Raw genomic sequence first — 24,224 nt, 5'->3', positions numbered from 1 at the left:
CCTAAGCAATGAGCCGCGTCCACTAGAAGATGCACATCAAGATACTTGGCCCGGAAACGGGCCTTTTTGTTTCCGGTCGTCAGACTGTCGGCACACAAGCACAGCCTTAGGGGTTCACATGAGTGGGGTCGAAGCTCGCGGTAATTCCGTGAGAATCTATTTTCAACACAACGGGGAAAAATGCCGAGAATCAATCCCGGGGGGCAACACACCGGCCATAGTGGCCCAGGCAAGACGCCTGGTCGACATCATCGAATATGAGATCCAAGCCGGCACATTTGATTACGCAAGACACTTCCCCAACTCTTCCAAGTTGGTCGAAAACACCTTCGGCCACTATCTGGACCTGTGGTTGAAGATCAAGGCCAATAGCGTGGCGGCATCAAGCTATCGAGGTTATGCAAACAAAGCCGAAGTCCACGTGCGGCCGCGCTGGGGAAAGGTACAGATCAACAAGATCGATCACCTGGACCTGCAGGAATGGATCCAGGGAACGCTGTCCAAAACGCTCAAAAACAAGACCATCCGCGACATCATCAGCAACGTTCGGCAGGTATTCAGGTTGTACCGCACCCGCATGAAGGTCGCGCACGACCCGACCGAGGGGTTGATGGTTCGTCTGCCCGATCCCGAGGCACCGGACCCTTTCACCAGGGCGGAAATCAAACAGATCCTCGAAACGCCGACCAACCGCACACAAGAGTTGTTGATGGTTCAGTTCATGATATGGGCCGGACCTCGGGTTTCAGAAACAATTGCCCTGGCCTGGGAGGATGTCGATCTGACACAGGGCACTGTGACATTTCGTAGGTCCAAAGTACGCGGCGCGTACCGCGTAACTAAAACCCGGCGTTCAACGCGCAAGGTCCGCCTGCTGGCGCCCGCCTGGGATGCACTGCGCAAAATCGATGCACTGAACCGGATAAAGAAGTCAGAGACAGTCGATATTGTTGAGCGGGACAACAAGACTGTGCGGCAACACAAATTGCACTTCGTCTTCCTGAACACCAAAAGCGGCTTGCCTCACGTCAATGACTTCGTGGTGCGGGATCGGTTCTTCAAGGCTCACTTGCTCGCGGCCGGGGTTCGCTATCGCGGACCTGGTCAGTGCCGTCATACCTACGCCAGCCAGTTGCTGACGACAGGCATAGCGTCGATCGACTGGATCGCCGAGCAGATGGGCCACACCAACGGGAACATGATCCGCCAGCACTATGGGACGTGGATCAACGAGGACGGACCGGATGTCGTCGGGATGTTGCAATTAGCACTGAAGCTATAGAGGTTTAGCTATTGCGTCTTAATTGGCGCATCGCACTTTGCCCGCCCATAGCGCTCTGAATACCTCGACGGTGATCCTGACCAAAACAGACCATGCTCATTGCTCCCTCGCTTCTATAGCAAAACTCGCCCGCCAGGCTGTCCAGCCGCGCATCACGTAATCCTTGATTAGGCGTTGGCGTTCAAAGCTCAACAGTTTGGCATCGTCCAAGGCAGCTAAGTAACCCTCCAACTCTCCCAGGGCGTCGACGAAAATACCGGGGGCCCGGGCTTGGGTGACATCATTGATGCGTTGGTGCAGAGCGATTCCGAGCGGGAGCGAAAGCTGTGCAACGGCTTCCGTCACCTGATGCCACGTTACTGCTGGCTCGGCCGGTGGGTAGTTGTAGGGATTGCTCAGTGGCGGGGTCATAGGATCAAGTCCGTTTCAAGTGAGTGGCCCCCGTGCGCAAACCATAGGACCGAGGGGTGGTGCACCAGTCTATGGGGTGGTGGTTTCCTCGGCCACAAAAAAAGGCCCCCACACTTGGCGTCGGTGTGGGGGCCTCTTTTACATAAACGGCGTTAGAAGTAGTCCAGCTCATCAATTCGGCCAAGGAACCGATTTCTGTTATATAAGCCTCAACTTTGGAGAGCCCTTCTTAGCTGCAACCCCATTAGTTACACCTCCTGAAACGACTGACAACCTTGTCAACTGGAAGGTTAAAGCATTAATTTCATCTATACTCACACTTAAGCTTTCCGCAATTTCACGACGACCTTGCTTTCGGCTATGTAAAGCGTCTAACACTTTAGTGAGTAGTTGCGATGTTTCTCGCTCCATCGGCTCTGGCTCACTAGTCCGATATCCACTTTTAGCGATATCAATACAAAGACTTCGGTAATTCCACTCACTTACCAATCCCAACGAGTTAAATCGATATGCCATAGCTGCAAGTGACACACCCCAATAATGCTTGAGTTTCATCAGATACTTAATCGTATAAGCGGGTGGCTGATTAGCAGCGACACTATCCTTAGGCATTAAAAAGGCTGCAGCAAATGCATCTGCCTGTCGCTCCATTTCAGGTCCGTGGGCTTGGCCATGCTGCATGGTGTAAACGTCGCGCACCAAATGGCCTAGCTCGTGCGCAGCGTCAAAGCGGCTCCGCTCTGCAGACTTGATGGTGTTAAGGAAAACAAATGGCTTACCCTCATACCATGTACAGAAAGCATCCACCTCTCGTGTTTCTTCGGCCAGCGAAAAAACACGAATGCCTTTCGACTCAAGCAGGTGGATCATATTGGGAATCGGTGCATTACCTAGTCCCCATGCGCGGCGGAGTGTGGCAGCTGCCTCCTCAGGCCCAAGATCACTCAGGTCAGGTAGCCCCGCCGAGGGAAGACTAAATCTTTCCTCTATCCAGTGGTTGACTCTAAACGCGATGGCGCCTGTTGCAAATGTGCAAGCTTTCAATGCATCAGTCATTTTTGAGAGTTTACGAAAGCTTACCGAATGCTCCATCAGCTCTGGCATATCTTCATCAATGAAAAAAAACTGCTGAGGAAAGTTCAGCAGTTTTGCGATTTTTTCTAAGGCCGCTGAATCAGGATAAGTCGCCCCGGTTTCGTAATTCTGCAAACTACGACTAGAGATACCTAATTCCTTTGCCAACTGAGCTTTAGTGATGCGTCTTCTCACCCTGGCAAATGTGATTTGCTTTGGATTTACTTCGGACATAGCTACTTACTCAAAACTTGCCTAATTTAGGCTCTACTTCCACCGAAATCTGAGAATTTGATTCATCTTTACGAATGGTGAAATCATCGGGATTATTAGAAACACTTCCTAAGAGCAACCGAATACCCCAGTTGGTAATTTTTTTATTACCGAACCCGGTCGGCAAGGACAATTCATATCGAACTTCTTTAAGCACTTTATCGTAGTGATAAAGCAACGCCCAGACCTGAGTTTCTTTATGGTGGTCCTTGGCAAACTGGAACGAGGCACTATTGAACAGTTCTAACTGACGATTGTTTTTATAAACAAAGCCCTCAGCAACTGCTCCTTTCTCAGCCTGATTCGTGGGCTCATCAATACCATTTTTGCCAGTCTCGCTGTTGCCAGTCATGACGACGATCGAAATACTCCGGTCAGGCGAGCTGATGAAAGGGCAGTTCTGCTGTTCATGGATATGCCAGTGAGCTGTCGCCAATAAAGTGCGCAGGTCTTCAACAGTCTTGAACCATTGCTGAACACCAGCCGCCGTCGGCGCGGACGCACGATTGGTCTCATTGCGTCCTCGGAGACCGCCAGTAATGGCGTCACGGAGGAGGACTGGGCCCAAGTCAGAATGCAGCTCCCGCAAACGTACTTCCACCTCCGCAGGCTCATCAAAAATCGTCGCTCGCCGAGTGAAAGCGTTTGAGGCTGTCAGTTCAAATGTGCTCATCGCCGCTCCTTACCTGTTTCCGAAATTTGTCCCTCATGTTGAGGTATAAAAAGCGGAAACGCAATGACCGTTCGCCGAGAATGCTTCGTAGTCTGTTCAGGGCCATTTGCCGGCATGCGACCATGATCCGCGTCCGTTATTGCTTCCTATCGACGGCTCGCCCTCTGCCTAGCTTGGAGCGATTAATAGCCGCCAATGGGTCACAGCAATCTGAGAGTAAAAATAGCTCTCCAGTCCCATATTGGTCCCATATGGGTATTTTTGAGACGCCAAAAACCACAAACCCCCGACTTTCTCTAGGAAAATCAGGGGTTTGTGTTTTCAGAATGTGGCGGTGAAGGAGAGATTCGAACTCTCGATACAGTTTCCTGTATACACACTTTCCAGGCGTGCTCCTTAAGCCACTCGGACACTTCACCGTATCTCTTCAAACATGTTCTGTCTGTCGAGGCGCGCTAATGTAGTCGAAAGCTTTTCCGATGGCAAACATTTTTTTCAGAATTTTCATGCGGTTAACGCGATTCAGCGTTTGCGCTCCCTCCGGGCCATGGCAAACCGGCCAATCTCCGGCTTCGTGCCCTCCTCTATATAGAGGGGAATGTGCAGCAGGCGCGGCGGGCTGCGCCTGGCGTGCGGGCAAAGGGTGACTGGCGGGTCAGTCACGGCGCTTTACCTGGCCTGCGGCGGTGGGTAACGTCTGCCCAACTTTATTGAAAGGAATAGCGTCATGAGTGAGTTGATTTCATACCATCTCGAAGACGGTATCGCGACCCTGACCTTGAGCAATGGCAAGGTCAATGCCATCTCCCCGGATGTGATTGCCGAGTTCAACGCTGCGCTGGATCGGGCAGTGACTGATCGTGCGGTGGTGATCATTACCGGGCAGCCGGGCATTCTCTCTGGCGGTTATGACTTGAAGGTGATGACGGCGGGTCCTAGAGAAGCCGTGGCACTGGTGACCTCCGGCTCGACCCTGGCCCGCCGTCTGCTGTCGCACCCTTTCCCGGTGATCGTGGCGTGCCCGGGGCATGCGGTGGCCAAGGGTGCATTCCTGCTGTTGTCGGCCGACTATCGCATCGGCGTAGATGGTCCGTTCAGCATTGGCCTGAACGAAGTGCAGATCGGCATGACCATGCACCACGCGGGCATCGAGATCGCCCGTGACCGCCTGAACAAAGTGGCGCTTCAGCGCTCGGTGGTCAACGGTGAGATGTTCAATCCACAAGGCGCCGTGGCTGCCGGTTTCCTGGATGTCGTGGTGTCGGCGGAAGAACTGCAAGTCACGGCACTGGCGGCGGCTCGTCAGTTGAAGAAGATCAACATGACCGCGCACAAGAACACCAAGTTGAAAGTGCGCAAAGCACTGTTGGAGGCCCTGGACAACGCGATCATCCAGGACCAGGAGCATTTGGGTTAAGCCCGGATCTGCTGCAACGAAAAGCCCGACCGTCGCGTCGGGCTTTTTCGTACCTGTCCTGGTTAAACATCTGTGATGGCTCTAGACCGTGCCTGACCCATTAGTCGGAAACATCAGCACAAACATCGGCTATCGCTCACTACTCTGGCAGCAATTGCCGAAAACAGTGCACATCCGTACACTGCGCCACCTTTTGTCCCGGTGGGGCCTGTAAATGCTGTTTTTGTTCCGTATGTCATTGATGGGCCTGCATTTTATCGTGGCAGGTGTGCTGGGTGTAATCCTCGGCCTGTGCCGCCCTTTCAACCCGGACAACAGCCGCCTGTGCGCACGCCTGTATGCGTGGCCGGCCATGTGTATTTTGCGTTTGCGGGTTAAGGCGGAAGTCGGGCCGTTGATGGATAAACCTGACAGCTGCGTGATCGTCGCCAATCATCAGTCCAACTACGACCTGTTCGTGTTTGGCAACGTGGTGCCCCGCCGTACCGTGTGCATCGGCAAAAAGAGCCTGAAATGGGTGCCACTGTTCGGGCAGCTGTTCTGGCTGGCCGGCAATGTGCTGATCGACCGCGGCAATGCGCACAAGGCGCGGCAGTCGATGTTGACCACCACCCACACCCTGCAAAACAAAGACACCTCGATCTGGGTGTTCCCGGAAGGCACGCGCAACCTGGGCGAAGAGTTGCTGCCCTTCAAGAAAGGCGCCTTCCAAATGGCCATTGCCGCCGGGGTACCCATAGTGCCGGTGTGTGTCAGCAGTTACGTCAAACACATGCGATTGAACCGCTGGCGCAGCGGGAAGATCCTGATTCGCTCGTTGCCGGCGATTCCCACCGCCGGATTGAGCCTGGACGACATGCCCCTGCTGATTGCCCAGTGCCGCGAGCAGATGCGTGAATGCATCGAGTCGATGGACCGGCAACTGCAAGCCGCCTGAACAAGAAAACCCGCCTGGTGCGGGTTTTCTTTTGCCTGCGAGACTTTACCGGCGAACTCGGCAGATTTAACTGACTCTCAAACCCTTGCGAGGCTAAGCTGATCGACACTGCCATTGCATTTGTTGCCAATTGAAAGCTGCCAAGAAGAAGTGAATCACCATCATGGGTAGAGTTGTTGCTGCTGCGGTTTATAGCGCCGGTAAGAAAGTCACCAATATCACCCTCGACGAAGGTGCAGCCTGGGCGGCAAAACCCGGGCACTTTGTCTGGATCGGCCTTGAGGAGCCGAACGCCGAGGAACTCTACAACCTGCAACGCCAGTTCAACCTGCACGAGCTGGCCATTGAAGACGCCCTGGAAAAACACAGCCGGCCGAAGCTGGAAACCTTCGGCGATGCGCTGTTCATCGTTACGTACTCGCCGATTCGCAATGAAGGCAAACTCGAGTTCATCGAAACACATATATTTGCGGGCAAGGGTTACATCATTACCGCACGCAACGGCCATTCGGCTTCCTACGCTTATGTCCGACAGCGCTGTGAGGCACGTCCGATTCTGCTGGAGCACGGAGAAGATTTCGTACTTTACGCCATCCTCGACTTCGTCATCGAAAACTACCAGCCAATGGGTGAAGCCATCCATGCTGAAATCGATGAGCTGGAACGCAACGTACTTTGCAGTGCACTGAATGAGCATGACATTCAGAAACTTCATGGCTTGCGCCGGGATGTCTTGCGCCTGCGTCGTTACGCGGCGCCGATGGTGGAGATTGGCGAGGAACTGCAAAAGCTGAGTTTCCCGTTCATCGACAAGAACATGCGTCCGTACTTTCGCGATGTGCAGATCCATGTAACGCGGCAGATGGAAGACCTGACGACCCTGGCGGATATTGCCAGCCAGACGATTGAGGTCGGGGTGCTGCTGGAGGCCTCTCGCCAGAGCGTGGTGCAACGCAAGTTTGCGGCCTGGGCGGCGATTCTGGCCTTCCCGACGGCGGTGGCGGGCATTTACGGGATGAACTTCCAGAATATGCCTGAGTTGGGCTGGCACTACGGCTATTTCGGAGTGCTGGGGTTTATTACGGTGGGCTGCGTGGGGTTGTGGGCGAGTTTCAAGAAATCGGGGTGGTTGTAGGAGCGAGCTCGCTCGCGGAAAACCTGAGAGCACCGCGGGCTGTCAGGTTTGGCGCGTTATCGTTCACGACCTTCGCGAGCAAGCCCGCTCCCACATGTTGATCGCATTTCAATGTGGGAGCGGCGGTGCGGCGATCCGACTTGCTCGCGAAGCATTCAGGTTTTAAACAGCGGCCGGCTTGTGCGCGACAAACCGCATCATCCACTCGGCAACCGTGGTGCCGTGGTGCTCCTGCTCCAGGCTCGCAATGCCTTTGGAGTAGATCTGCTGGCCCAGCGCATCCTGACGAATCTCCAGCAGGGCGCGGGAGTAGTCGTGGATGAATTCCGGATGCCCCTGGAAGCACAGCACCTGGTCGTTGATGTGATAGGCGGCATAGGGGCAGAAATCGCTGGAGGCGATGACCGTGGCGTTTTCCGGCAGCGACGTGACCTGATCCTGGTGGCTGATCAGCAGCGTCAGTTCTTCGCGTACAGGACTCATCCATGGCGCCTTGGCAGCCAGTTTGTAGTTGTGGGTGCCGACACCCCAACCCTGGGTCGCACGCTCGCTCTTGCCACCGAGTAGCAATGCCAGCAACTGATGACCGAAGCAGACACCGAGCAACTTGTCGCCTCGCTCGTAGCGGGTCAACAGGTACTTCTTGAGGGTTTCGATCCACGGGTCGGTGCCAAAGGAATCGGCCTTGCTGCCCGTTACCAGGTAGGCGTCGAATGTCAGGTCGTCGCTTGGGTATTCACCCTGTACCACGTTGTAGACGGTGAACTCGGCGGCAATCGGCTGCTGCGAAAACAGGTGTTTGAACATCTGCCCGTAGCCCTGATATTGGTCAACCAATTCCGGACGCAGGTGGTCGGTTTCCAGAATGCAGATGCGTAACGACATAAAAAATACCTGACACGTGATGGGAATAATGCACACCCCAGAGCCTGCCTCGAAACACGGTGACAAGGCAAGCCCCGAAATGTGTCATCGCGCCCTTAGAAGGCCTCCCCTTTCGCCGCTTTTTCCAGGAGCAGCGCAGGCGGCGCGAACCGTTCGCCATATTGCTTGGCCAGGTACTGGGCGCGGGCGACAAAGTCCTGTACGCCGTACTGGTTGATGAACTGCAGTGCACCGCCGGTCCAGGCGGCGAAACCGATGCCGAAGATCGAGCCGACGTTGGCGTCCGCCGTCGAGGTCAACACGCCCTCCTCCACACAACGCACGGTTTCGATGGCTTGCACGAACAGCAGGCGATCACGCACATCCACTGGCGAAATCTGCCCGTCGGCTTTCTCGAAGCGTTTTTTCAACTCCGGCCACAGGTGTTTCTGGCCGCCCACCGGATACTCGTAGAAACCGCCACCGGCCGCCTTGCCCGGACGCTTGAACTCATTGAGCAGCAAGTCGATGACGGCAAACGCAGGATGTTCTGTCAGCGGCTTGCCTTCTGCTTGCAGGTCCTTGGCCGTTTGCAGGCGGATATGGCTCATCAGGCTGAGGGAAACTTCGTCAGAGATCGCCAGCGGTCCAACAGGCATGCCGGCCTTGCGTGCTTCAGTCTCGATCATCGCCGCACTCACACCTTCGCCCAGCATGGCAATGCCTTCGTTGGTGAAGGTGCCGAACACCCGCGACGTGAAGAAACCGCGGCTGTCGTTGACCACAATCGGGGTTTTCCTGATTTGCAGGACGTAATCGAATCCACGGGCCAGGGTTTCGTCGCTGGTGTTGGCACCCTTGATGATTTCCACCAGCGGCATTTTTTCCACGGGGCTGAAAAAATGCAGGCCGATGAACTTGCTCTGATCGGGCACGGCGCACGCCAGGCCGCTGATCGGCAAGGTCGAGGTGTTGGACGCGATCACCGCGTCCGCGCCGACGACCTTCTGCGCGGCCAACGAGACTTTGGCCTTGAGGTCACGATCCTCGAACACCGCCTCGATGATCAGGTCGCAACCGGCCAGGTCAGCATCGTTTTCGCTGGTTTGAATGCGCGCCAGCACCGCGTCACGCTGCTCGACGCTCATTTGTCCGCGGCCGACTTTCTTGTCCAGCAGCGCTGCCGAATGCGCCTTGCCCTTCTCGGCTGCGGCAAGGTTGATATCCTTGAGTACCACATCGATACCCGCGGATGCGCTGACAAACGCGATACCGGCGCCCATCATCCCGGCGCCGAGCACGCCGACCCTGCGGGTGACATAAGGCGCAAAACCTTGAGGCCGCGAGCCGCCGGCGTTGATTTCGTTGAGCTGGAACCAGAATGTACCGATCAGGTTTTTCGAGACCTGGCCGGTGGTCAGCTCGGTGAAGTAGCGGGTTTCGATCAGGTGCGCGGTGTCGAAATCCACCTGCGCGCCCTCGACCGCTGCGCAGAGGATTTTCTCCGGCGCGGGCATCGTGCCCTGGGTTTTGCTGCGCAGGATAGACGGGGCAATCGCCAGCATCTGCGCGACTTTCGGATTCGACGGTGTGCCACCCGGAATCTGATAGCCCTTCACATCCCAGCGTTGTACCGCCACCGGGTTGGCCAGAATCCACGCCCGCGCCTTGGCCAGCAGATCTTCGCGGTCGGTCGCCAACGCGTCGATCAAGCCTGCCTGCAATGCCTGTTGCGGCCGCACCTTCTTGCCTTCCAGCAGGTACGGCAGGGCTTTTTCGATCCCGAGCATGCGCACCATGCGCACCACGCCACCACCGCCCGGCAGCAGGCCGAGGGTGACTTCCGGCAGGCCGAGTTGCACCGCAGGATTATCCAGCGCCACCCGATGATGGCAGGCCAGGCAGATCTCCCAGCCGCCGCCGAGTGCCGCGCCGTTGATCGCCGCAACCACCGGTTTGCCGAGGGTTTCCAGGGTGCGCAACTGCCCCTTGAGGGTCAGCACCATGTCGTAGAAGGCTTTGGCTTCAGGCTTGCCGACCTTGATCAACTCATTGAGGTCGCCGCCGGCAAAGAAGGTTTTCTTGGCCGACGTGATGATCACACCAGCGATGTTGTCCTTGTCGCCCACCAGGCGCGCGACGCAGTCGGCCATGGCCTCGCGGTACGCCGCGTTCATGGTGTTGGCGCTCTGATCCGGCAGGTCGATGGTCAGGACGACAATGTGCTCCTGGTCTTTTTCGTAACGAATGGCTTCGCTCATAACGGGGTTCCTTGAAGTCCGGGCTCAGAGGCGTTCGATGATGGTGGCAATGCCCATGCCGCCGCCGACACACAGGGTCGCGAGGCCATACCGCAGGCGTCGGGCTTCCAGTTCATCCAGCAGCGTGCCGAGAATGGCGCAACCGGTGGCGCCCAGCGGGTGGCCCATGGCGATGGAACCGCCGTTGACATTGACCTTGTCCGGGTCGACCGCCATGTCCTTGATGAATTTCAACACCACCGAAGCGAACGCCTCGTTGACCTCGAACAGGTCGATGTCTTCGACCCGCAGCCCGGCCTTGGCCAACGCCTTGCGGGTCGCCGGCGCCGGGCCGGTGAGCATGATGGTCGGGTCGGTACTGGTGACCGCCGTGGCGACAATCCGCGCCCGGGGCTGCAGCCCCAACTCCCGGCCCTTGGCTTCGGAGCCGATGAGCATCAATGCCGCGCCATCGACAATCCCGGAGCTGTTACCCGGAGTGTGAACATGATTGATCCGTTCGACATGGCTGTAGACCCGCAGCGCGGTGGCATCGAACCCCATCTGCCCCATCATCTCGAAACTCGGCTTGAGCTTGCCCAAGCCTTCCAGGGTCGATTCGGCGCGGATGAACTCATCGTGATCGAGCAGGATGATGCCGTTCTGGTCCTGCACCGGCACCAGCGACTTGTTGAACGAACCGTCGGCCCGCGCCCGCGCTGCCTTCTGCTGGGAATGCAGGGCGTAGGCATCGACGTCCTGACGGCTGAAGCCTTCAAGGGTGGCGATCAGGTCGGCACCCACCCCTTGCGGGGTGAAATGGCTGTGCAGGTTGGTCGCAGGGTCCAGCGCCCAGGCGCCACCGTCGCTACCCATCGGCACCCGGGACATCGACTCGACACCACCGACCACCACCAGGTCCTCGAAGCCGGAACGCACTTTCATTGCGCCGAGGTTGACCGCCTCCAGCCCCGAAGCACAGAAACGGTTGATTTGTACCCCCGCCACACTGACATCCCAATCGGCCACCTGGGCGGCGGTCTTGGCGATGTCAGAACCTTGATCGCCAATCGGCGTCACGCAGCCGAGCACCACGTCATCGACCTGGCTGGTGTCCAGCGCCGTGCGCTGCTGCAGCGCGGTGAGTAAACCGGCCACCAGGTTCACCGGTTTGACACTGTGCAAGGCGCCGTCGGCCTTGCCTTTGCCACGGGGCGTGCGTAATGCGTCGAAAATCAATGCTTGGGTCATGACGTCCTCGAACCGCAGTGCAGGAGAGTAAAGGCAGAGCGCCCACTCTTGGCCCGAGCCACGTTTGATTCAATGACCGCAGCGCTCACAGATGTTGACGCACACGCTCAGACGGACGGTCGTGAACGAGCGGATTAACCGATTCAGGACACCAAGCTGTCTAGCCAAAGGGCGGCAAAGAAGCTGGCAATAGGCCTCATGCCTTTTTTAAAGCAAATCGTAACCTCACCATATGAAATGGATCTAAACCAAGCGCAGCGCGGGCTCTAAGGTGAACTTGTACGAAGTTGTCGTCGGGTTTTGCCGAGGCGCTCGTCACTACAGGAAGTGCAACGCGCTGCCATCATGGAGCTATGCAGGCAGGCATCAGGAAATAACAATAAAGGCGGTCAAGCCATGTTCAAACAATCGAAAGTACGTCAAGCCGGGCTCATCCTTTTTGCCACCACGCTGTTGTTGATACTGCCGAACCTGACCAAGGTCATTGGCTAGTCGCGTCCAAGAGATACGGCGTCACAGTTTTTGAATTGCCACTATCAAAATGTGACTGGCCCGCTACCCGGGCCAGCGTGGCTGTGCCACCCTTCATGGCACTTCCACGACAAGGACGGCAATCACTTTGAAAATGCTCATTCTGCTCGGGGCCCTGCTGTTCGGCTCGCCCCTTTATGCCGCACAGCTGAATCTGGAGCTGGGCGCGAACAGTCGCACCTGGCAGACGGAGGAATTGCTCAAGCATCCCCAGGTGCAAACCCTCAACATCAGCAACGACGTTTCCTACAAAAGGGACATGAGCTACCGCGCCGTGCCTCTGTCCGCCCTGCTGACCGGCATCAAGCCTGACGACCACCTGCAAGCCGTGGCCCTGGATGGCTTTGCCGCCGAGATGGCCGCCGCGCCGTTGCTCAATACCCAAGGGGCACGGGCCTGGCTGGCAATTGAAGACCCGGCCAAACCGTGGCCGGCGCTAGCGGAAGGCAAGCCGGGTGCCGGGCCGTTCTATCTGGTCTGGACCGATCCGCAGGCCGGCAACATCAGCCCCGAGCAATGGCCGTTTCAGGTCGCGAGCATCAAGCGCCTGGCACCCGTGGCCGAGCGTTTCCCTGCCCTGCTGCCCGATCCGTCCCTGAAGGCCGATGATCCGGTGAACAAGGGTTTTGCGTTGTTCCAGAAGAACTGCCTGGCGTGCCATCGACTCAATGGCGCCGGGGATGCGCAGTTCGGGCCGGACCTGAATATTCCATACAGCCCGACCGAGTATTTCGGCGCGGACTTCCTCAAGCGCTACATTCGCGATCCACAGAGCTTGCGCCAGTGGCCACAGGCGAAGATGCCCGGGTTCTCGGCCGAGGTGTTGCCGGATGGGGATCTGGGGATGCTGGTGGGGTATTTGCAGCATATGGTCGGGCGCAAGATCAAGCCCTGACTCGCACGCACTGTAGGAGCTGCCGAAGGCTGCGATCTTTTGATTTTGCTTTTAAAAAGACAACGTCAAAAGATCGCAGCCTTCGGCAGCTCCTACAACGGGCGATCCGCGGTATTACTGTTGTTGCACAGAAATCACCGGCGCGGGCGTCGGTGAGACCAGCACCTTCGCGTGCATCTGCTCACACCCGCCGCCCCGGCGCATCCCGCGTACCGGGCAGGCATCCAGGTAATCCAGGCCCACCGCCAGTTTCAGGTGACGCTCCGGCCGGGCCAGTTCGTTGGTCACGTCGAAGCTGTACCAGGCGTCATCCAGCCAGGCTTCAGCCCAGGCGTGGCTGGCCAGGTGTTCGCTGCTTTCGCTATACAGATAGCCCGACACATAACGTGCAGGAATGCCCAGGCTGCGGGTGCAGGCAAGAAATGCATGGGTATGGTCCTGACAGACGCCAGAGCGTCCGGCAAAGGCCTGGGCCGCACTGGTGTCCACTTCCGTGGAACCCGGCGTGTAGGTCATATGCTGGTTGAGGCCATGCATCAGATCGATCAACGCCGTGCGATCGCGGCGTTGCTTGCATTGCTTCTCGGCGAACGCACGCAGGGCGGCGTCGGCTTCGGTCAAACGGGTGAAGCGCAGGAACGGCAATGCCGACTGGCTTTCGTGCTCGGCTTCACGCCATTCATCGATATCGACCTGGCCGCGGGCACCGATGATGATCGCCTCGTGGGGCTCGTCCATGGTCAGCACATGCAGGATGTTGCCGAACGGATCGAGTTGCGCCCGCACCGGACGCGGCAGGTCGAGCTGCCAGCTGAGCACGTGCTGGCGCTCGCTGTCGTGGGGCGTCAGCCGCAGGTACTGGATGCTCGCCCGCACCTTGTCTTCGTAGTGATAGGTGGTCTCGTGGCTAATGGAAAGTCTCATGCGGCCTCCAGATAAGAACTGTGAATCGCGTTACCCAACTGGCGCACCAGCGGGATGAACTCGGTCAGCCAGGCGTGCAGGCCTTCTTCGAGAATTTCATGGATGCCGGTGTAGCGCAGGCGTGCGTCCATTTCTGCCGCCAGGCGCTGTGCCGGACGACCGTTGGCCCCCGGCAATTGCGCGAGGATCTGGTCGATTTCTTCGGTGCAGGCGCGCAGGGAACGCGGTACATCGGCGCGCAGCAACAGCAATTCGGCGACATGTCGGGCGCCAGGGGCGTCACGGTAGATTTCCGTGTAGGCCTCGAACGACGACAACGCCCGCAACAACGCGCTCCACTGGTAATACGCGTGAGCGGTGCCATCGCTGACCGCTTCGGCCTGGTCGCCAGCCATCTCGTAGCGGGCATCGAGCAGGCGCAAGGTGTTGTCCGCCCGTTCGATGAAGGTCCCCAGACGAATGAAGCGAAACGCATCGTTACGCATGATGGTGCCGTAGGACGCGCCCCGGAACAGGTGGGAACGTTCCTTGATCCACTCGCAGAAACGGCTCATGCCGTAGCGACTGAGGCCCTGCTCGGCGATTCCGCGAATTTCCAGCCAGGTGGCGTTGATGTTTTCCCACATGTCGGCGGTGATGCGCCCACGCACCGCATGGGCGCTTGCCCGTGCGGCACCGAGGCAGCTGTAGATGCTCGCCGGGTTGGCCGCATCCAGGGCGAAAAAATGCAACAGCCGTTCGGCATGCAGTTCGCCATGGCGTTCCAGGTAATCGTCCAGAGTGCCGGTGATCAACAGCGGCATGGCCAGTTCGTGCAGACCGTCGCCACGGCCGTCTTGCGGCATCAGCGACAGCGAATAGCTGATGTCGAGCATCCGTGCGAGGTTTTCCGCCCGCTCCAGGTAACGCGACATCCAATACAAATCCGAGGCAGTTCTACTTAACATGGCAGGCTTCCTTTAATCCTCGACCACCCAGGTGTCCTTGGTTCCGCCACCCTGGGAAGAGTTGACCACCAGGGAGCCTTCGCGCAGGGCGACACGGGTCAAGCCGCCGGGCACCACCCGGGTCTCACGACCCGACAGGACAAACGGCCGCAAGTCGATGTGGCGTGGCGCGATACCGTTTTCGACAAAGGTCGGACAGGTCGACAGCGACAGCGTGGGTTGTGCGATATAGGCGTGGGGCTTGGCGATGATCCGCGCACGGAAGGCTTCGATTTCCGCCGCCGTCGCCGCCGGCCCCACCAGCATTCCGTAACCGCCGGAGCCCTGGGTTTCCTTGACCACCAGTTCTGGAAGATTGGCCAGCACGTGGGAAAGTTCAGACGGATTACGGCACTGCCAGGTCGGCACGTTCTTCAGGATCGGTTCTTCATCGAGGTAGAAACGGATCATGTCGGTCACGAACGGATACACCGATTTGTCGTCCGCCACCCCCGTGCCGATGGCATTGGCCAACACCACGTTGCCGGAACGGTAGGACGACAGCAGCCCCGGCACGCCAAGCATCGACTCCGGGTTGAAGGCCAGCGGATCGAGGAAGGCGTCGTCGAGGCGACGATAGATCACGTCGACCGCTTTCGGCCCGTCGGTGGTGCGCATGAAGACCTTGTCGTCTCGCACGAACAGGTCCGCACCTTCCACCAGTTCCACACCCATTTCCCGCGCCAGAAACGCATGCTCGAAGAACGCGCTGTTGAAGCGCCCGGGGGTCAGCACGACCACGCTGGGGTTATCGATGGGGCTTGAGCTTTTCAGGGTATCGAGCAACAGGTTCGGGTAGTGGTCGATGGGCGCGATGCGTTGCGCCGCGAACAGTTCGGGGAACAGGCGCATCATCATCTTGCGGTCTTCGAGCATGTAGCTGACGCCGCTCGGTGTGCGCAGATTGTCTTCGAGCACGTAGTAGGTGCCGTCACCGTCGCGCACCAGGTCGACGCCGGAGATGTGCGAGTAGATATCGCGGTGCAGATCCAGCCCCTGCATCGCCAACTGGTACTGCTCGTTGGCCAGCACCTGCTCGGCCGGAATGATGCCGGCCTTGATGATGCGTTGCTCGTGATACAGGTCGGCGAGGAACATGTTCAACGCCTTGACCCGCTGGATGCAGCCGCGCTCGACGACCCGCCATTCACTGGCGGGGATGCTGCGGGGGATGGTGTCGAAGGGGATCAGGCGCTCTGTGCCCTGCTCGTCCCCGTAGAGCGTGAAGGTAATCCCGGCGCGATGAAACAGCAGATCGGCCTCGCGTCGCCGTTGTGCCAGAAGCTCGTCAGGCGTCTCGGCCAGCCAACGGGCAAACTCCCGATAATGCGGGCGGACCTGGCCGCCGGCATCGTACATCTCATCAAAATAGGTGCGGATCATGCCGTACTCCTTGTCACTCGGACGTCCAGACCTTCGCAAGGCCCGTGCCAGCGGCATAAACGCTTTGATATCAATCAGTTGGATAATCAATGCGCAAGTACCGCACCATTCCTGTGCGGCAATTGCTCCAATCTGATCGCCCCCGCTTCATTGCAAGGCGTGGTTATCGCCTATCACCAGCATAGCCAGAGATGATTTCACTGCCCGGTAACGGGTGCGGATAATCCAGGCATTCGCTGAAAAGCCCACCGAACTTCCCTTTTAGCCGCCTGCTCAGGTGGTTTTTTTTTGCCTTGTTGAAACAAGATCAAAAGATCGCAGCCTTCGGCAGCTCCTACACAGGGATCGCACACACCTCGTAGGAGCTGCCGCAGGCTGCGATCTTTTGATCTTCAACATCCCGAAACGAAAACGGCCAACCCGAAGGTCAGCCGTCATTGCCGGTTGTCACTGTTCATAAGCTTATGCGAGTCGCCCTCGTACCTCCTGTTTCACACCCCAGCCTTCGATGATGCCGCCCAACGGCTCGACTACCGCTTCGAAACCCTGTTCGAAGTCGCCGATGTCGTCGTAGGTGGCATACATGACTTTGCACAACTCCAGCGCCCAGGCGCCGTCGTCGCGCACACTGACTTGCGCATCCAGGGATTCACCACGGTGGAAATGACCTGCCGCCCTGCGTGCCCGCTCCTCATCCGGGAAAATGGCGTAGAACTCGATGGGATGAAACCGCGAAAAGTCAAAACCGCCTTCTTTCATGCGGCGCAACACACTGCTGCTGATGTCTTCTTGATAGGCTGTGCTCATGAAACGTCCTCCTCAAAACGATGGATAGACTTTCCGTACTCCCTCACCCGCAACCGAACAGCGCGAGCGACGGCAACCGATGTGCCGGCGGGAAACAAGCATGGAGCTGACAAGACCAGACCTTAGCGATTCATTCGCTGATCTCGCTTGCAGAGTAGCCTCAAGATAGAGCCTCTGCCAAGGCCTGGATGCGAATGCGACAGGTGCCGTTCAGATTGGAGTAATGCCGAGGATTTGAATGCTGTTCTGGGACTTGAGCTCTTTGACGCTCGCATCGGCGGTCCGCCCTTCCAGATCGTTCAGATCCAGTTCGGCAGCGACAGGAAGAAGCCGGGCCTTGATGAGCTTGGCAGCGCGCTCGTTGTCCGGGCGCTCGGCCCACTCGAAGACCTCGTCGACGGTTTCGCCATGATCATCCACGAAAGTGATTTTCCACTTTTGCATTGATGCCTCCTCGATAAAACCCATGGATGGGCTTACACATATCTGGACTTTGACACCGGGTGATCGTTCAAACGTATTGCGTAGGAGCTGCCGCAGGCTGCGATCTTTTAAAAAGCCAGATCAAAAGATCGCAGCCTGCGGCAGCTCCTACAGGGCAGCGTTTTAGTCGTTGCTTGGCTTGTTCACAGCCTGCAACACGTATTGCGGCAGGGCGAACGCGCCGATGTGGATTTCAGGATTGTAGTAGCGCGTGACGATGCCGCTGCCCGTGAAACGCTGTTGCAGGGTTTCGCGAGACAACTTGCGATAAGCGGTATCGGTTGCGCCCCAGGCGAAGGTCATCGAGCCGCCGATGTAGGTCGGCACGGCGGCCTGGTAGAAGTGCCAGTCCGGGAACAGACTGCGCAGGCGACCGGCGGTCGTCTTCACTTCTTCGATCTGCATGAACGGCGTGCCGTTCTGGGTCACCAGGATGCCGCCTTCGTTCAGGCAGCGGTGGCAAGCCTGGTAAAAGTTTTCCGAGAACAGCACTTCGCCAGGCCCGATCGGGTCCGTGGAGTCGGAAATGATCACGTCGAACTTTTCAGTGGTGGTGGCGACGAAACGCATGCCGTCGTCGATCACCAGGTTCAGGCGTGGATCATCGAATGCACCCTTGGAGTGATTCGGCAGGAACTCCTTGCACATGTCGACCACGGTGCCGTCGATCTCGACCATGGTGATGTGCTCGACACTGCGGTGCTTGGCCACTTCACGCAACATGCCGCCGTCGCCACCGCCGATGATCAGCACGCGCTTGGCGGTGCCATGGGCGAGGATCGGCACGTGGGTCAGCATTTCGTGGTAGATGAATTCGTCGGCTTCGGTGGTCTGGATCACGCCGTCCAGCGCCATGACGCGGCCCATGCGCGGGTTCTCGAAGATCACCAGGTGCTGGTGTTCGGTGCGCACTTCGTGCAGCAGTTTTTCCATGCGAAAACGCTGGCCGTAGCCTTCGTAGAGGGTTTCCAGGTAATCGCTGGTCGGGGTGTTGCTCATGGGAAGTGCTCCGATGAATGCGGGTGGCAACGGACGGTTACCCGCCCATGATGGCCATTCGTTCGTCTCGAATGACCGGGAAAGGCGCGCATTCTACGTCGCGGAACATGACAGGTCGAACCTCTTGATCAGTTCGCCTCAATCCTTGTGGGAGCGGGCTTGCCCGCGATGCAGACGCTGCGGTATGTCAGAGACACCGCGGCGATATCATCGCGGGCAAGCCCGCTCCCACAGGGTCGGTGTAGCTTTTGGGGATTCGGTCAGATTTTGACATTGCCCCGCGGTCCGGCGATGGCCCAGATGATCAGCCCCAGCACCGGCAACAGGGCGATCAACAGTACCCAGAGGACTTTCATCCCGGTCTCGGCGCTGCTTTTGAATACGTTGATGATCGCCCAGATGTCCAGGACAAAAATGATCAAGGCAACCAGGCTGTTGAACGTGGAACCCATGGTGACGCTCCTGAAGAGTGATTTGCCCTCTTAGGATAGACGGTCGTCGCGAGGGTTCCCTTTGATTTGACAGTATTTGGCTATCAGACGTGGATTGCCACTTTCAGGGCTTCCAGGGCGGGCGCGGCTGCGATGCCCGCTTCTGCACACAACTCCAGCACGCGGGGCACGTCATTGCCGTACACCAGCACTACCTGCAATTCGTCATCGAGCAACTGGCTGAAGTTCATCAGCGTGTAGCCCCCGTTTTCCTTGTTCAGGCTGCTCATTTGCACCTGGATGCGGTTGAGCGCGGTCAAGGCTTCGGTCTTGGCCAGTTGCTTGGGCTTGAGATTGAACTCCACGCCCGGGCCGAACGAGGCGACGATCTGCGCGAACAGATCCATGTAGGTGTCAGCCTGGAACAGCACCGTTTCCGGCAGGCTGCCGACCACCACCCACTCACCCAACGGGATCGGGAAGGTTTCGTCGTAGTTGATGTCCGGATTGGCGCTCAGAAAAGCCTGCGGATCGGCGTAGGCCTGAGCCGCTTCCTCGGCGATCTTGAGGATTTCGTCTTCGCCCATGCACCCGGAGCTGATTTTGCTGATGAGTTCGACGAGTGCGGCTTTCATGGGGAGGATCCTGTAGCGAGGTGAATTTTGAGGGCGCGAAGGATACCGCAAGGATAGATTCGAATGCCCAAAAAAGATCGCAGCCATCAATCGCGCAGACCTGTAGGAGCTGCCGAAGGCTGCGATCTTTTAAAACAATCAGCCAACCAGTTTCTGCAACTGCGCCACCGTATCGGCAGCCCCCATGGTCCTGGCAGCCTCCAACGCGGTGATGCCATTGGCGTCCTTGGCCTGCGGGTCGGCCCCCTTGCTGATCAGGTAGTCGACCACTTCGACGCGGTTGAACATCGCCGCCATCATCAGCGCCGTGCGGCCGTCGAAGGACGAGCCTTCAACCTGCGCGCCGCCCTCGACCAGGGCCTTGATCACCGCCAGGTCGCCCTTGAAGGCGGCGCCGGCAATCGGGCTCTGGCCGTTGTCGTTGCGGATCTCCGGGTCGGCCTTGTGCTCCAGCAGGACCTTTACCGTGTCCACATGACCGTGGTACGCGGCCAGCATCAGCAAGGTATCGCCCTTGTGGTTACGCAGGTTCGGCGGCAAACCCTTGGTCAGCAGCGCGGCCATCATCGCCGCATCGCCCTCCCGTGCCTTGTTGAATACCTGTTCGGCAAATTCGGCGGCTTCTTCGGGGGTCATCTGGCGGCTTTTGTCTGACATTGGGCACTCCCTTTTCTGTCATTCGTAAAAGCCGACAGTTTCCCGAGCGGTCCCGGCACTGTCACTTGTTTTTTCTCATGGGCGGCCATAGCCAGATTCAATAGCGGTACTTGCCGCCGTGAATGTCGGACAACAATTGCTCCGTGACTTGCACGTAAGTCTGGGTTCCCGGCAGCCAGGCATAGATCGGATCATCACCGGTCCTACCCGGGTCGAAGGCTTCGTCCTTGAGCCGGGTCTTCTGATACTTGAAAGTCCCGGTGGTTTCCATTTTCACTTTCACCCGCAGGAATAACGGCACCGCATAGGCCGGCATTTGCTCGCGGGCAAAGGCCAGCAATTCGCTGAAGTCCAGGGTGGCCAGGGATTCGGCGGGCGTGATCGCTGCCATCCCGGCCCGGCCATTGGTGTTGCGGATTTCCACGCCGTAGGCCACGGCTTCGGAAATATGCGGGTGTTGCAGGAGGATGTTCTCGACCTCCGTGGTCGAGACGTTTTCGCCCTTCCAGCGGTAGGTGTCGCCCAGGCGGTCGACAAACTGCGCATGACCAAAGCCGATGTTGCGCAACAGGTCGCCGGTGTTGAAGTAGCGGTCACCCTTTTCGAACACATCCTCGAGCACGACCTTGGCGGTTTTCTGCGGGTCGGTGTAGCCGTCCAGCGGAGCCTTGTCGTCGATTTTTGCCAGCAACAGCCCTTGCTCGCCCTTGGCGACCTTGCGCATCAAGCCATTGGCTTCACGAATCGGCGCGCCGCTGTCGTGGTCATAGGCGACCAGTTCCCAGGACATCAGGGAAAAACCGATGGTGTTGTCGAAATTCAGAATGTTGGTGAACCCGATGTTGCCGTCGCTGGCGGCATAGAGTTCGCAAATGTGATTCACCGCAAAGCGGGTCTTGAACTCGTTCCAGGCGCCGGGACGCAGGCCGTTGCCGATCATCTTCTTCACATCGTGCCGGCTGTCGTTGGCGCTCGGTGGTTGATCGACCAGGTAGCGGCACAGTTCGCCGACATAACCGATGGTGGTTGCCTGGTATTTGCGTACGTCGCTCCAGAATTGACTGGCGCTGAATTTGCGGCGGATGGCGAACCCGCTGGCACCGCTGACGGCCGAGCCCCAGCACACGCAAAGGCCGGTGGCGTGGTACAGCGGCAAGGTGCAATAGACGACATCCTCCGGGCGCATGTCCAGCGCGATCATGCCGAAGCTCGCGGAGCTGCGCATCCAGCGGCCATGCTTGAACACTCCGGCCTTGGGCAGCCCCGTGGTGCCCGAGGTGTAGATATAAAAGCAGGGATCGTCGAAGAAAATCTGCCGGCTGCTGGCCGGATTGTCGCAGGCGTCGTCGAGGCTGACGGTCATCAGGTTGATGAACCCTTCAGGCGCGATACCCGGTTGGCGAGAGGTGTCCTGATCGGCGACGAACCAGGTTCGCGCAGGCTGGATCGACACCCGATCCCGTATTGCCTGGTAAGCCGGGACCAGTTCCTCACCGACAATGATCGCCACCGGCGCCACCAGATTCACACTGTGTACCAGGGAGTCGCGAGTCTGCGAGGTATTGAGCAAGGCACTGATCGCGCCGACCTTGGCCACCGCCAGAATCGTCACCAGCAGTTCCGGGCGGTTCTCGATGAAGACCGCCACCACGTCACCCTTGCCGATACCTTGGCCGATCAGGTGATGGGCGATGCGGTTGGCCCACTGGTTGACCTCGGAGTAACTGAGCGTGACGTCGTCCTGCAGCAGCGCCAGGCCGTCCGGGTTGCGCAATGTGGCTTGCTCGAAACTCCAGCCCAAACCACACGCTTGGGTCGGGTCCTTGACGTTGGCGGCCTTCATGCCCTTGACCACCCGGGGGATGGCCTTGGCGATGGAAGGCAGCTTGCGGAGCATCATGCCCCAGGTAATCGTGTCGTTCGACGTGCGGCTCATGATGCTCCCGTTCGCTGTTTTTTTATTGTCGGGCGGCGATGTCTGAGGCCGAAAATACGTCAAGGGTTCTTGAGCTGTACACGCGGTTTTTGAAATGTTTTGTATCTGCGATTTTGATCCGTGATCTTGATCCGTGATCGATATGGCCGAGCATGAGCCCTGCCTTGAGCAATGGTTCCATCGAATCGCCGAGCGACCTCGCAAAATGCAGGATGCACGATGGCCATTCATGCAGATTGCACGACTGCAAAAATCTCAAAAAACAGTAAGTGATTGATTTTTATTGATATTAGTCAACAAAAAACACTGGCACAAAGGCTGCAACGCTCTCTCCACGCCATTCAAGTCATCACGGAGCTGAACGACATGAGCCTGATCCAGGAAAAATTTACGTCCCTGTTCTCCAACTACAAGGTCACCACCCAGGCCCGTCCTGATGGCGGGATCCTGCTGACCCTGAGCGGCGGCGAAGGCAAAGTGTTCAAACGCTCGATTTCCTACCAGCAATTGCACAACGGCGACCAACTGACGTGGGTCATCAGCGCGATTCGCCGCGACCTCGCCGAACAAGCCAGTGAGCTACCGCAGATTTCCTTGCTGCAAAGCCAGCAACGGTTTGCCTTGCCGACTTATCACTCACTGTAAAAAGTAAAAAAATGTGGGAGCGGGCTTGCTCGCGAAAGCGGGGTGTCATTCAACATTGATGTTAACTGACACTCCGCTTTCGCGAGCAAGCCCGCTCCCACAGGTTTTGTGGCGTTTAGAAATTAGCGGGGTTTATCCGCGCAAAGCTGTCCACAGTGATATGCCCCACCAGCTCCCCGCCTTCGCGAGCCAGGCCGCAAGTGGCAATTCCTGCCAAGCGCGCCGCGTCGAGTTCTTCGACTATGTCCGACAGAAACAGAATCTGTCCCGCCTTGAGGTTGATCGCCTGGGTGATGTTGACGTAGGACTGCGCCTCGCGCTTCGGCCCCGAAGTCGTATCGAAGTAGCCGCTGAACAGCGGCGTCAGGTCGCCCGCCACCGAACAGCCGAAGATCAACCGCTGGGCCTGGATAGAGCCGGACGAATAAACAAACAGTTGAAAGCCATCCTGATGCCAGCGCTTGAGCGCTTCAACGGCGTCCGGGTACACGTGGCCCTGCAACTGCCCGGCCTGATAGCCCTGCTCCCAGACCATGCCCTGCAACGCTTTCAGCGGCGTGGCCTTGCGGTCTTCGGCAATCCAGCCCAACAGGATCTCGACGATCCGCTCGACGTCGGCGTCCGGCTCATTGCTCTCGCGGCGTACGGCGGCCAGTTGTTCGGCCACGTCAGCGCGCCCGGCGTGCTCTCGAACAAACGCCGGCAGGTGTTTGGCGGCATAGGGAAACAGCACGTCGAAGACAAAACTCACCGCGCTGGTGGTGCCTTCGATGTCGGTGAGAATCGCTTTGATCGGCATCGACTCAGTCCTCCAGACGCGGGAATTGGCTGGCGATGTCTTCACCGGTGAAATTGGCCACCCAGCCTTCCGGGTTGTTGAACAGGCGGATCGCAATGAAATGCGGATGCTCGCCCATGTCGAACCAGTGTTTGGTACCGGCCGGCACCGAGATCAGATCGTTTTTCTCGCACAGCACGGCGTAGACGTAATCGTCGATGTGCAGGGTAAACAGGCCACGGCCGGCAACGAAAAATCGCACTTCGTCTTCGCCATGGCGGTGTTCGTTGAGGAACTTGGCGCGCAGTTCGGCTTTTTGCGGGTGATCGCTGTTGAGGCTGATCACATCGACTGTGATGTAACCGCGCTCGGTCATCAGTTGGTCGATTTGCGCTTGATAGGCGGCAATCACTTCTTCCTGAGTGGCACCCGGCTGAAGCCGGGTGGCGGCTTGCCAACGGTCGAAGCGTACGCCTTGTTCGGCCAGGGTCGAGGCGATGTCTTCGAAATGGGTCAGCACCTTGTTGGGGATTTCAGGGCTGGAGACGTGATAAACGGACAGGCTGCTCATCAGGGC

24 protein-coding genes and 1 tRNA gene are annotated in these 24,224 nt (G+C 58.1%); 6 read left to right on the top strand and 19 right to left on the bottom strand.

All coding sequences use genetic code 11. The features are described 5' to 3' along the window. Nucleotides 1–118 precede the first annotated feature (118 nt). Complete coding sequence (locus ACEN83_RS08290) at nucleotides 119–1,282, top strand: Arm DNA-binding domain-containing protein (RefSeq protein ID WP_495579962.1); 1,164 nt, start codon at nucleotides 119–121, stop codon at nucleotides 1,280–1,282. Nucleotides 1,283–1,378: 96 nt separating this feature from the next. On the opposite strand, the gene ACEN83_RS08285 is transcribed toward ACEN83_RS08290, so the two are convergent. The 4 genes from ACEN83_RS08285 to ACEN83_RS08270 form a co-directional block, all read right to left on the bottom strand. After that, the gene (locus tag ACEN83_RS08285; RefSeq protein ID WP_495579961.1) at nucleotides 1,379–1,693 is read right to left on the bottom strand and encodes a hypothetical protein; all 315 of its coding nucleotides are present in this window, start codon (nucleotides 1,691–1,693) and stop codon (nucleotides 1,379–1,381) included. Nucleotides 1,694–1,891: 198 nt separating this feature from the next. After that, entirely contained in the window at nucleotides 1,892–3,001 is a 1,110-nt protein-coding gene (locus ACEN83_RS08280) for an ImmA/IrrE family metallo-endopeptidase (protein WP_495579960.1), read from the bottom strand. Nucleotides 3,002–3,011: 10 nt separating this feature from the next. Beyond that, the gene (locus ACEN83_RS08275) at nucleotides 3,012–3,713 is read right to left on the bottom strand and encodes a hypothetical protein (RefSeq protein WP_495579959.1); all 702 of its coding nucleotides are present in this window, start codon (nucleotides 3,711–3,713) and stop codon (nucleotides 3,012–3,014) included. A 329-nt stretch (nucleotides 3,714–4,042) separates the two neighbouring features. Then, nucleotides 4,043–4,132: transfer RNA gene (locus ACEN83_RS08270), tRNA-Ser, on the bottom strand. Between the two features lie 308 nt (nucleotides 4,133–4,440). Between ACEN83_RS08270 and ACEN83_RS08265 the strand changes: the two genes are divergently transcribed. The 3 genes from ACEN83_RS08265 to ACEN83_RS08255 all read left to right on the top strand — a co-directional run bounded on the left by ACEN83_RS08265 (nucleotide 4,441) and on the right by ACEN83_RS08255 (nucleotide 7,202). Then, nucleotides 4,441–5,130, top strand: a complete 690-nt coding sequence (locus ACEN83_RS08265) for a crotonase/enoyl-CoA hydratase family protein (RefSeq protein ID WP_116582390.1) — start codon at nucleotides 4,441–4,443, stop codon at nucleotides 5,128–5,130. Between the two features lie 214 nt (nucleotides 5,131–5,344). Then, entirely contained in the window at nucleotides 5,345–6,067 is a 723-nt protein-coding gene (locus ACEN83_RS08260; RefSeq protein ID WP_116582389.1) for a lysophospholipid acyltransferase family protein, read from the top strand. A 163-nt stretch (nucleotides 6,068–6,230) separates the two neighbouring features. After that, nucleotides 6,231–7,202, top strand: a complete 972-nt coding sequence (locus ACEN83_RS08255) for a magnesium and cobalt transport protein CorA (protein ID WP_102702385.1) — start codon at nucleotides 6,231–6,233, stop codon at nucleotides 7,200–7,202. 162 nt (nucleotides 7,203–7,364) lie between these two features. On the opposite strand, the gene ACEN83_RS08250 is transcribed toward ACEN83_RS08255, so the two are convergent. The 3 genes from ACEN83_RS08250 to ACEN83_RS08240 all read right to left on the bottom strand — a co-directional run bounded on the left by ACEN83_RS08250 (nucleotide 7,365) and on the right by ACEN83_RS08240 (nucleotide 11,557). After that, nucleotides 7,365–8,087, bottom strand: a complete 723-nt coding sequence (locus ACEN83_RS08250; RefSeq protein ID WP_007971914.1) for an amidotransferase — start codon at nucleotides 8,085–8,087, stop codon at nucleotides 7,365–7,367. 95 nt (nucleotides 8,088–8,182) lie between these two features. Next, nucleotides 8,183–10,327 (bottom strand): 3-hydroxyacyl-CoA dehydrogenase NAD-binding domain-containing protein, encoded by a 2,145-nt coding sequence (locus tag ACEN83_RS08245; protein ID WP_495579958.1) that lies wholly within the window; start codon nucleotides 10,325–10,327, stop codon nucleotides 8,183–8,185. 24 nt (nucleotides 10,328–10,351) lie between these two features. Continuing rightward, nucleotides 10,352–11,557 (bottom strand): acetyl-CoA C-acetyltransferase, encoded by a 1,206-nt coding sequence (locus ACEN83_RS08240; protein ID WP_102673289.1) that lies wholly within the window; start codon nucleotides 11,555–11,557, stop codon nucleotides 10,352–10,354. Nucleotides 11,558–12,182: 625 nt separating this feature from the next. Between ACEN83_RS08240 and ACEN83_RS08235 the strand changes: the two genes are divergently transcribed. Continuing rightward, on the top strand, nucleotides 12,183–12,983 hold the full coding sequence (locus ACEN83_RS08235) for a c-type cytochrome (protein ID WP_495580853.1): 801 nt from the start codon (nucleotides 12,183–12,185) through the stop codon (nucleotides 12,981–12,983). A gap of 114 nt (nucleotides 12,984–13,097) precedes the next feature. Here the strand turns inward: ACEN83_RS08235 and ACEN83_RS08230 are convergent, their stop codons facing one another. The 10 genes from ACEN83_RS08230 to ACEN83_RS08185 all read right to left on the bottom strand — a co-directional run bounded on the left by ACEN83_RS08230 (nucleotide 13,098) and on the right by ACEN83_RS08185 (nucleotide 22,224). Beyond that, nucleotides 13,098–13,907 (bottom strand): transglutaminase family protein, encoded by an 810-nt coding sequence (locus ACEN83_RS08230; protein WP_116582385.1) that lies wholly within the window; start codon nucleotides 13,905–13,907, stop codon nucleotides 13,098–13,100. After that, nucleotides 13,904–14,854 (bottom strand): alpha-E domain-containing protein, encoded by a 951-nt coding sequence (locus tag ACEN83_RS08225; protein ID WP_007971901.1) that lies wholly within the window; start codon nucleotides 14,852–14,854, stop codon nucleotides 13,904–13,906. The genes ACEN83_RS08230 and ACEN83_RS08225 overlap by 4 nt, the downstream gene beginning before the upstream one ends. Nucleotides 14,855–14,866: 12 nt before the next feature. Further along, nucleotides 14,867–16,276 carry a circularly permuted type 2 ATP-grasp protein gene (locus tag ACEN83_RS08220; RefSeq protein WP_007971899.1) on the bottom strand — a complete coding sequence of 470 codons (1,410 nt, stop codon included), beginning with the start codon at nucleotides 16,274–16,276 and terminating at the stop codon, nucleotides 14,867–14,869. Nucleotides 16,277–16,738: 462 nt separating this feature from the next. Continuing rightward, the gene (locus tag ACEN83_RS08215; RefSeq protein WP_007971898.1) at nucleotides 16,739–17,083 is read right to left on the bottom strand and encodes a ribonuclease E inhibitor RraB; all 345 of its coding nucleotides are present in this window, start codon (nucleotides 17,081–17,083) and stop codon (nucleotides 16,739–16,741) included. A 210-nt stretch (nucleotides 17,084–17,293) separates the two neighbouring features. Then, complete coding sequence (locus ACEN83_RS08210; RefSeq protein WP_116582384.1) at nucleotides 17,294–17,527, bottom strand: hypothetical protein; 234 nt, start codon at nucleotides 17,525–17,527, stop codon at nucleotides 17,294–17,296. Between the two features lie 162 nt (nucleotides 17,528–17,689). Then, the gene (gene speE, locus ACEN83_RS08205) at nucleotides 17,690–18,565 is read right to left on the bottom strand and encodes a polyamine aminopropyltransferase (protein WP_429392690.1); all 876 of its coding nucleotides are present in this window, start codon (nucleotides 18,563–18,565) and stop codon (nucleotides 17,690–17,692) included. 260 nt (nucleotides 18,566–18,825) lie between these two features. Continuing rightward, nucleotides 18,826–19,017, bottom strand: a complete 192-nt coding sequence (locus ACEN83_RS08200; RefSeq protein ID WP_116582382.1) for a PLD nuclease N-terminal domain-containing protein — start codon at nucleotides 19,015–19,017, stop codon at nucleotides 18,826–18,828. Nucleotides 19,018–19,100: 83 nt separating this feature from the next. After that, entirely contained in the window at nucleotides 19,101–19,631 is a 531-nt protein-coding gene (locus ACEN83_RS08195) for a hypothetical protein (RefSeq protein ID WP_495579957.1), read from the bottom strand. Between the two features lie 138 nt (nucleotides 19,632–19,769). Continuing rightward, nucleotides 19,770–20,288 (bottom strand): ankyrin repeat domain-containing protein, encoded by a 519-nt coding sequence (locus ACEN83_RS08190; protein WP_007974888.1) that lies wholly within the window; start codon nucleotides 20,286–20,288, stop codon nucleotides 19,770–19,772. 97 nt (nucleotides 20,289–20,385) lie between these two features. Then, on the bottom strand, nucleotides 20,386–22,224 hold the full coding sequence (locus ACEN83_RS08185; protein WP_495579956.1) for a long-chain-acyl-CoA synthetase: 1,839 nt from the start codon (nucleotides 22,222–22,224) through the stop codon (nucleotides 20,386–20,388). A gap of 366 nt (nucleotides 22,225–22,590) precedes the next feature. Between ACEN83_RS08185 and ACEN83_RS08180 the strand changes: the two genes are divergently transcribed. Beyond that, complete coding sequence (locus ACEN83_RS08180) at nucleotides 22,591–22,869, top strand: DUF3509 domain-containing protein (RefSeq protein WP_116582378.1); 279 nt, start codon at nucleotides 22,591–22,593, stop codon at nucleotides 22,867–22,869. A 115-nt stretch (nucleotides 22,870–22,984) separates the two neighbouring features. Here the strand turns inward: ACEN83_RS08180 and mtnC are convergent, their stop codons facing one another. Next, on the bottom strand, nucleotides 22,985–23,668 hold the full coding sequence (mtnC, locus tag ACEN83_RS08175) for an acireductone synthase (protein WP_495579955.1): 684 nt from the start codon (nucleotides 23,666–23,668) through the stop codon (nucleotides 22,985–22,987). Between the two features lie 4 nt (nucleotides 23,669–23,672). Next, nucleotides 23,673–24,218, bottom strand: a complete 546-nt coding sequence (locus ACEN83_RS08170; RefSeq protein ID WP_104449805.1) for a 1,2-dihydroxy-3-keto-5-methylthiopentene dioxygenase — start codon at nucleotides 24,216–24,218, stop codon at nucleotides 23,673–23,675. Nucleotides 24,219–24,224 lie beyond the last annotated feature (6 nt).

It is taken from the genome of Pseudomonas sp. Pseusp49, from assembly GCF_059491875.1.
The sequence above is the reverse complement of the archived record's forward strand: the minus strand, read 5'-3'. Positions and strand labels throughout refer to the sequence as shown.

Coding starts and splice junctions, on each gene's coding strand:
- ACEN83_RS08290 (WP_495579962.1), top strand. CDS start 119: ATGAGTGGGGTCGAAGCTCGCGGTAATTCCGTGAGAATCTATTTTCAA.
- ACEN83_RS08285 (WP_495579961.1), bottom strand. CDS start 1,693: ATGACCCCGCCACTGAGCAATCCCTACAACTACCCACCGGCCGAGCCA.
- ACEN83_RS08280 (WP_495579960.1), bottom strand. CDS start 3,001: ATGTCCGAAGTAAATCCAAAGCAAATCACATTTGCCAGGGTGAGAAGA.
- ACEN83_RS08275 (WP_495579959.1), bottom strand. CDS start 3,713: ATGAGCACATTTGAACTGACAGCCTCAAACGCTTTCACTCGGCGAGCG.
- ACEN83_RS08265 (WP_116582390.1), top strand. CDS start 4,441: ATGAGTGAGTTGATTTCATACCATCTCGAAGACGGTATCGCGACCCTG.
- ACEN83_RS08260 (WP_116582389.1), top strand. CDS start 5,345: ATGCTGTTTTTGTTCCGTATGTCATTGATGGGCCTGCATTTTATCGTG.
- ACEN83_RS08255 (WP_102702385.1), top strand. CDS start 6,231: ATGGGTAGAGTTGTTGCTGCTGCGGTTTATAGCGCCGGTAAGAAAGTC.
- ACEN83_RS08250 (WP_007971914.1), bottom strand. CDS start 8,087: ATGTCGTTACGCATCTGCATTCTGGAAACCGACCACCTGCGTCCGGAA.
- ACEN83_RS08245 (WP_495579958.1), bottom strand. CDS start 10,327: ATGAGCGAAGCCATTCGTTACGAAAAAGACCAGGAGCACATTGTCGTC.
- ACEN83_RS08240 (WP_102673289.1), bottom strand. CDS start 11,557: ATGACCCAAGCATTGATTTTCGACGCATTACGCACGCCCCGTGGCAAA.
- ACEN83_RS08235 (WP_495580853.1), top strand. CDS start 12,183: ATGCTCATTCTGCTCGGGGCCCTGCTGTTCGGCTCGCCCCTTTATGCC.
- ACEN83_RS08230 (WP_116582385.1), bottom strand. CDS start 13,907: ATGAGACTTTCCATTAGCCACGAGACCACCTATCACTACGAAGACAAG.
- ACEN83_RS08225 (WP_007971901.1), bottom strand. CDS start 14,854: ATGTTAAGTAGAACTGCCTCGGATTTGTATTGGATGTCGCGTTACCTG.
- ACEN83_RS08220 (WP_007971899.1), bottom strand. CDS start 16,276: ATGATCCGCACCTATTTTGATGAGATGTACGATGCCGGCGGCCAGGTC.
- ACEN83_RS08215 (WP_007971898.1), bottom strand. CDS start 17,083: ATGAGCACAGCCTATCAAGAAGACATCAGCAGCAGTGTGTTGCGCCGC.
- ACEN83_RS08210 (WP_116582384.1), bottom strand. CDS start 17,527: ATGCAAAAGTGGAAAATCACTTTCGTGGATGATCATGGCGAAACCGTC.
- speE (WP_429392690.1), bottom strand. CDS start 18,565: ATGAGCAACACCCCGACCAGCGATTACCTGGAAACCCTCTACGAAGGC.
- ACEN83_RS08200 (WP_116582382.1), bottom strand. CDS start 19,017: ATGGGTTCCACGTTCAACAGCCTGGTTGCCTTGATCATTTTTGTCCTG.
- ACEN83_RS08195 (WP_495579957.1), bottom strand. CDS start 19,631: ATGAAAGCCGCACTCGTCGAACTCATCAGCAAAATCAGCTCCGGGTGC.
- ACEN83_RS08190 (WP_007974888.1), bottom strand. CDS start 20,288: ATGTCAGACAAAAGCCGCCAGATGACCCCCGAAGAAGCCGCCGAATTT.
- ACEN83_RS08185 (WP_495579956.1), bottom strand. CDS start 22,224: ATGAGCCGCACGTCGAACGACACGATTACCTGGGGCATGATGCTCCGC.
- ACEN83_RS08180 (WP_116582378.1), top strand. CDS start 22,591: ATGAGCCTGATCCAGGAAAAATTTACGTCCCTGTTCTCCAACTACAAG.
- mtnC (WP_495579955.1), bottom strand. CDS start 23,668: ATGCCGATCAAAGCGATTCTCACCGACATCGAAGGCACCACCAGCGCG.
- ACEN83_RS08170 (WP_104449805.1), bottom strand. CDS start 24,218: ATGAGCAGCCTGTCCGTTTATCACGTCTCCAGCCCTGAAATCCCCAAC.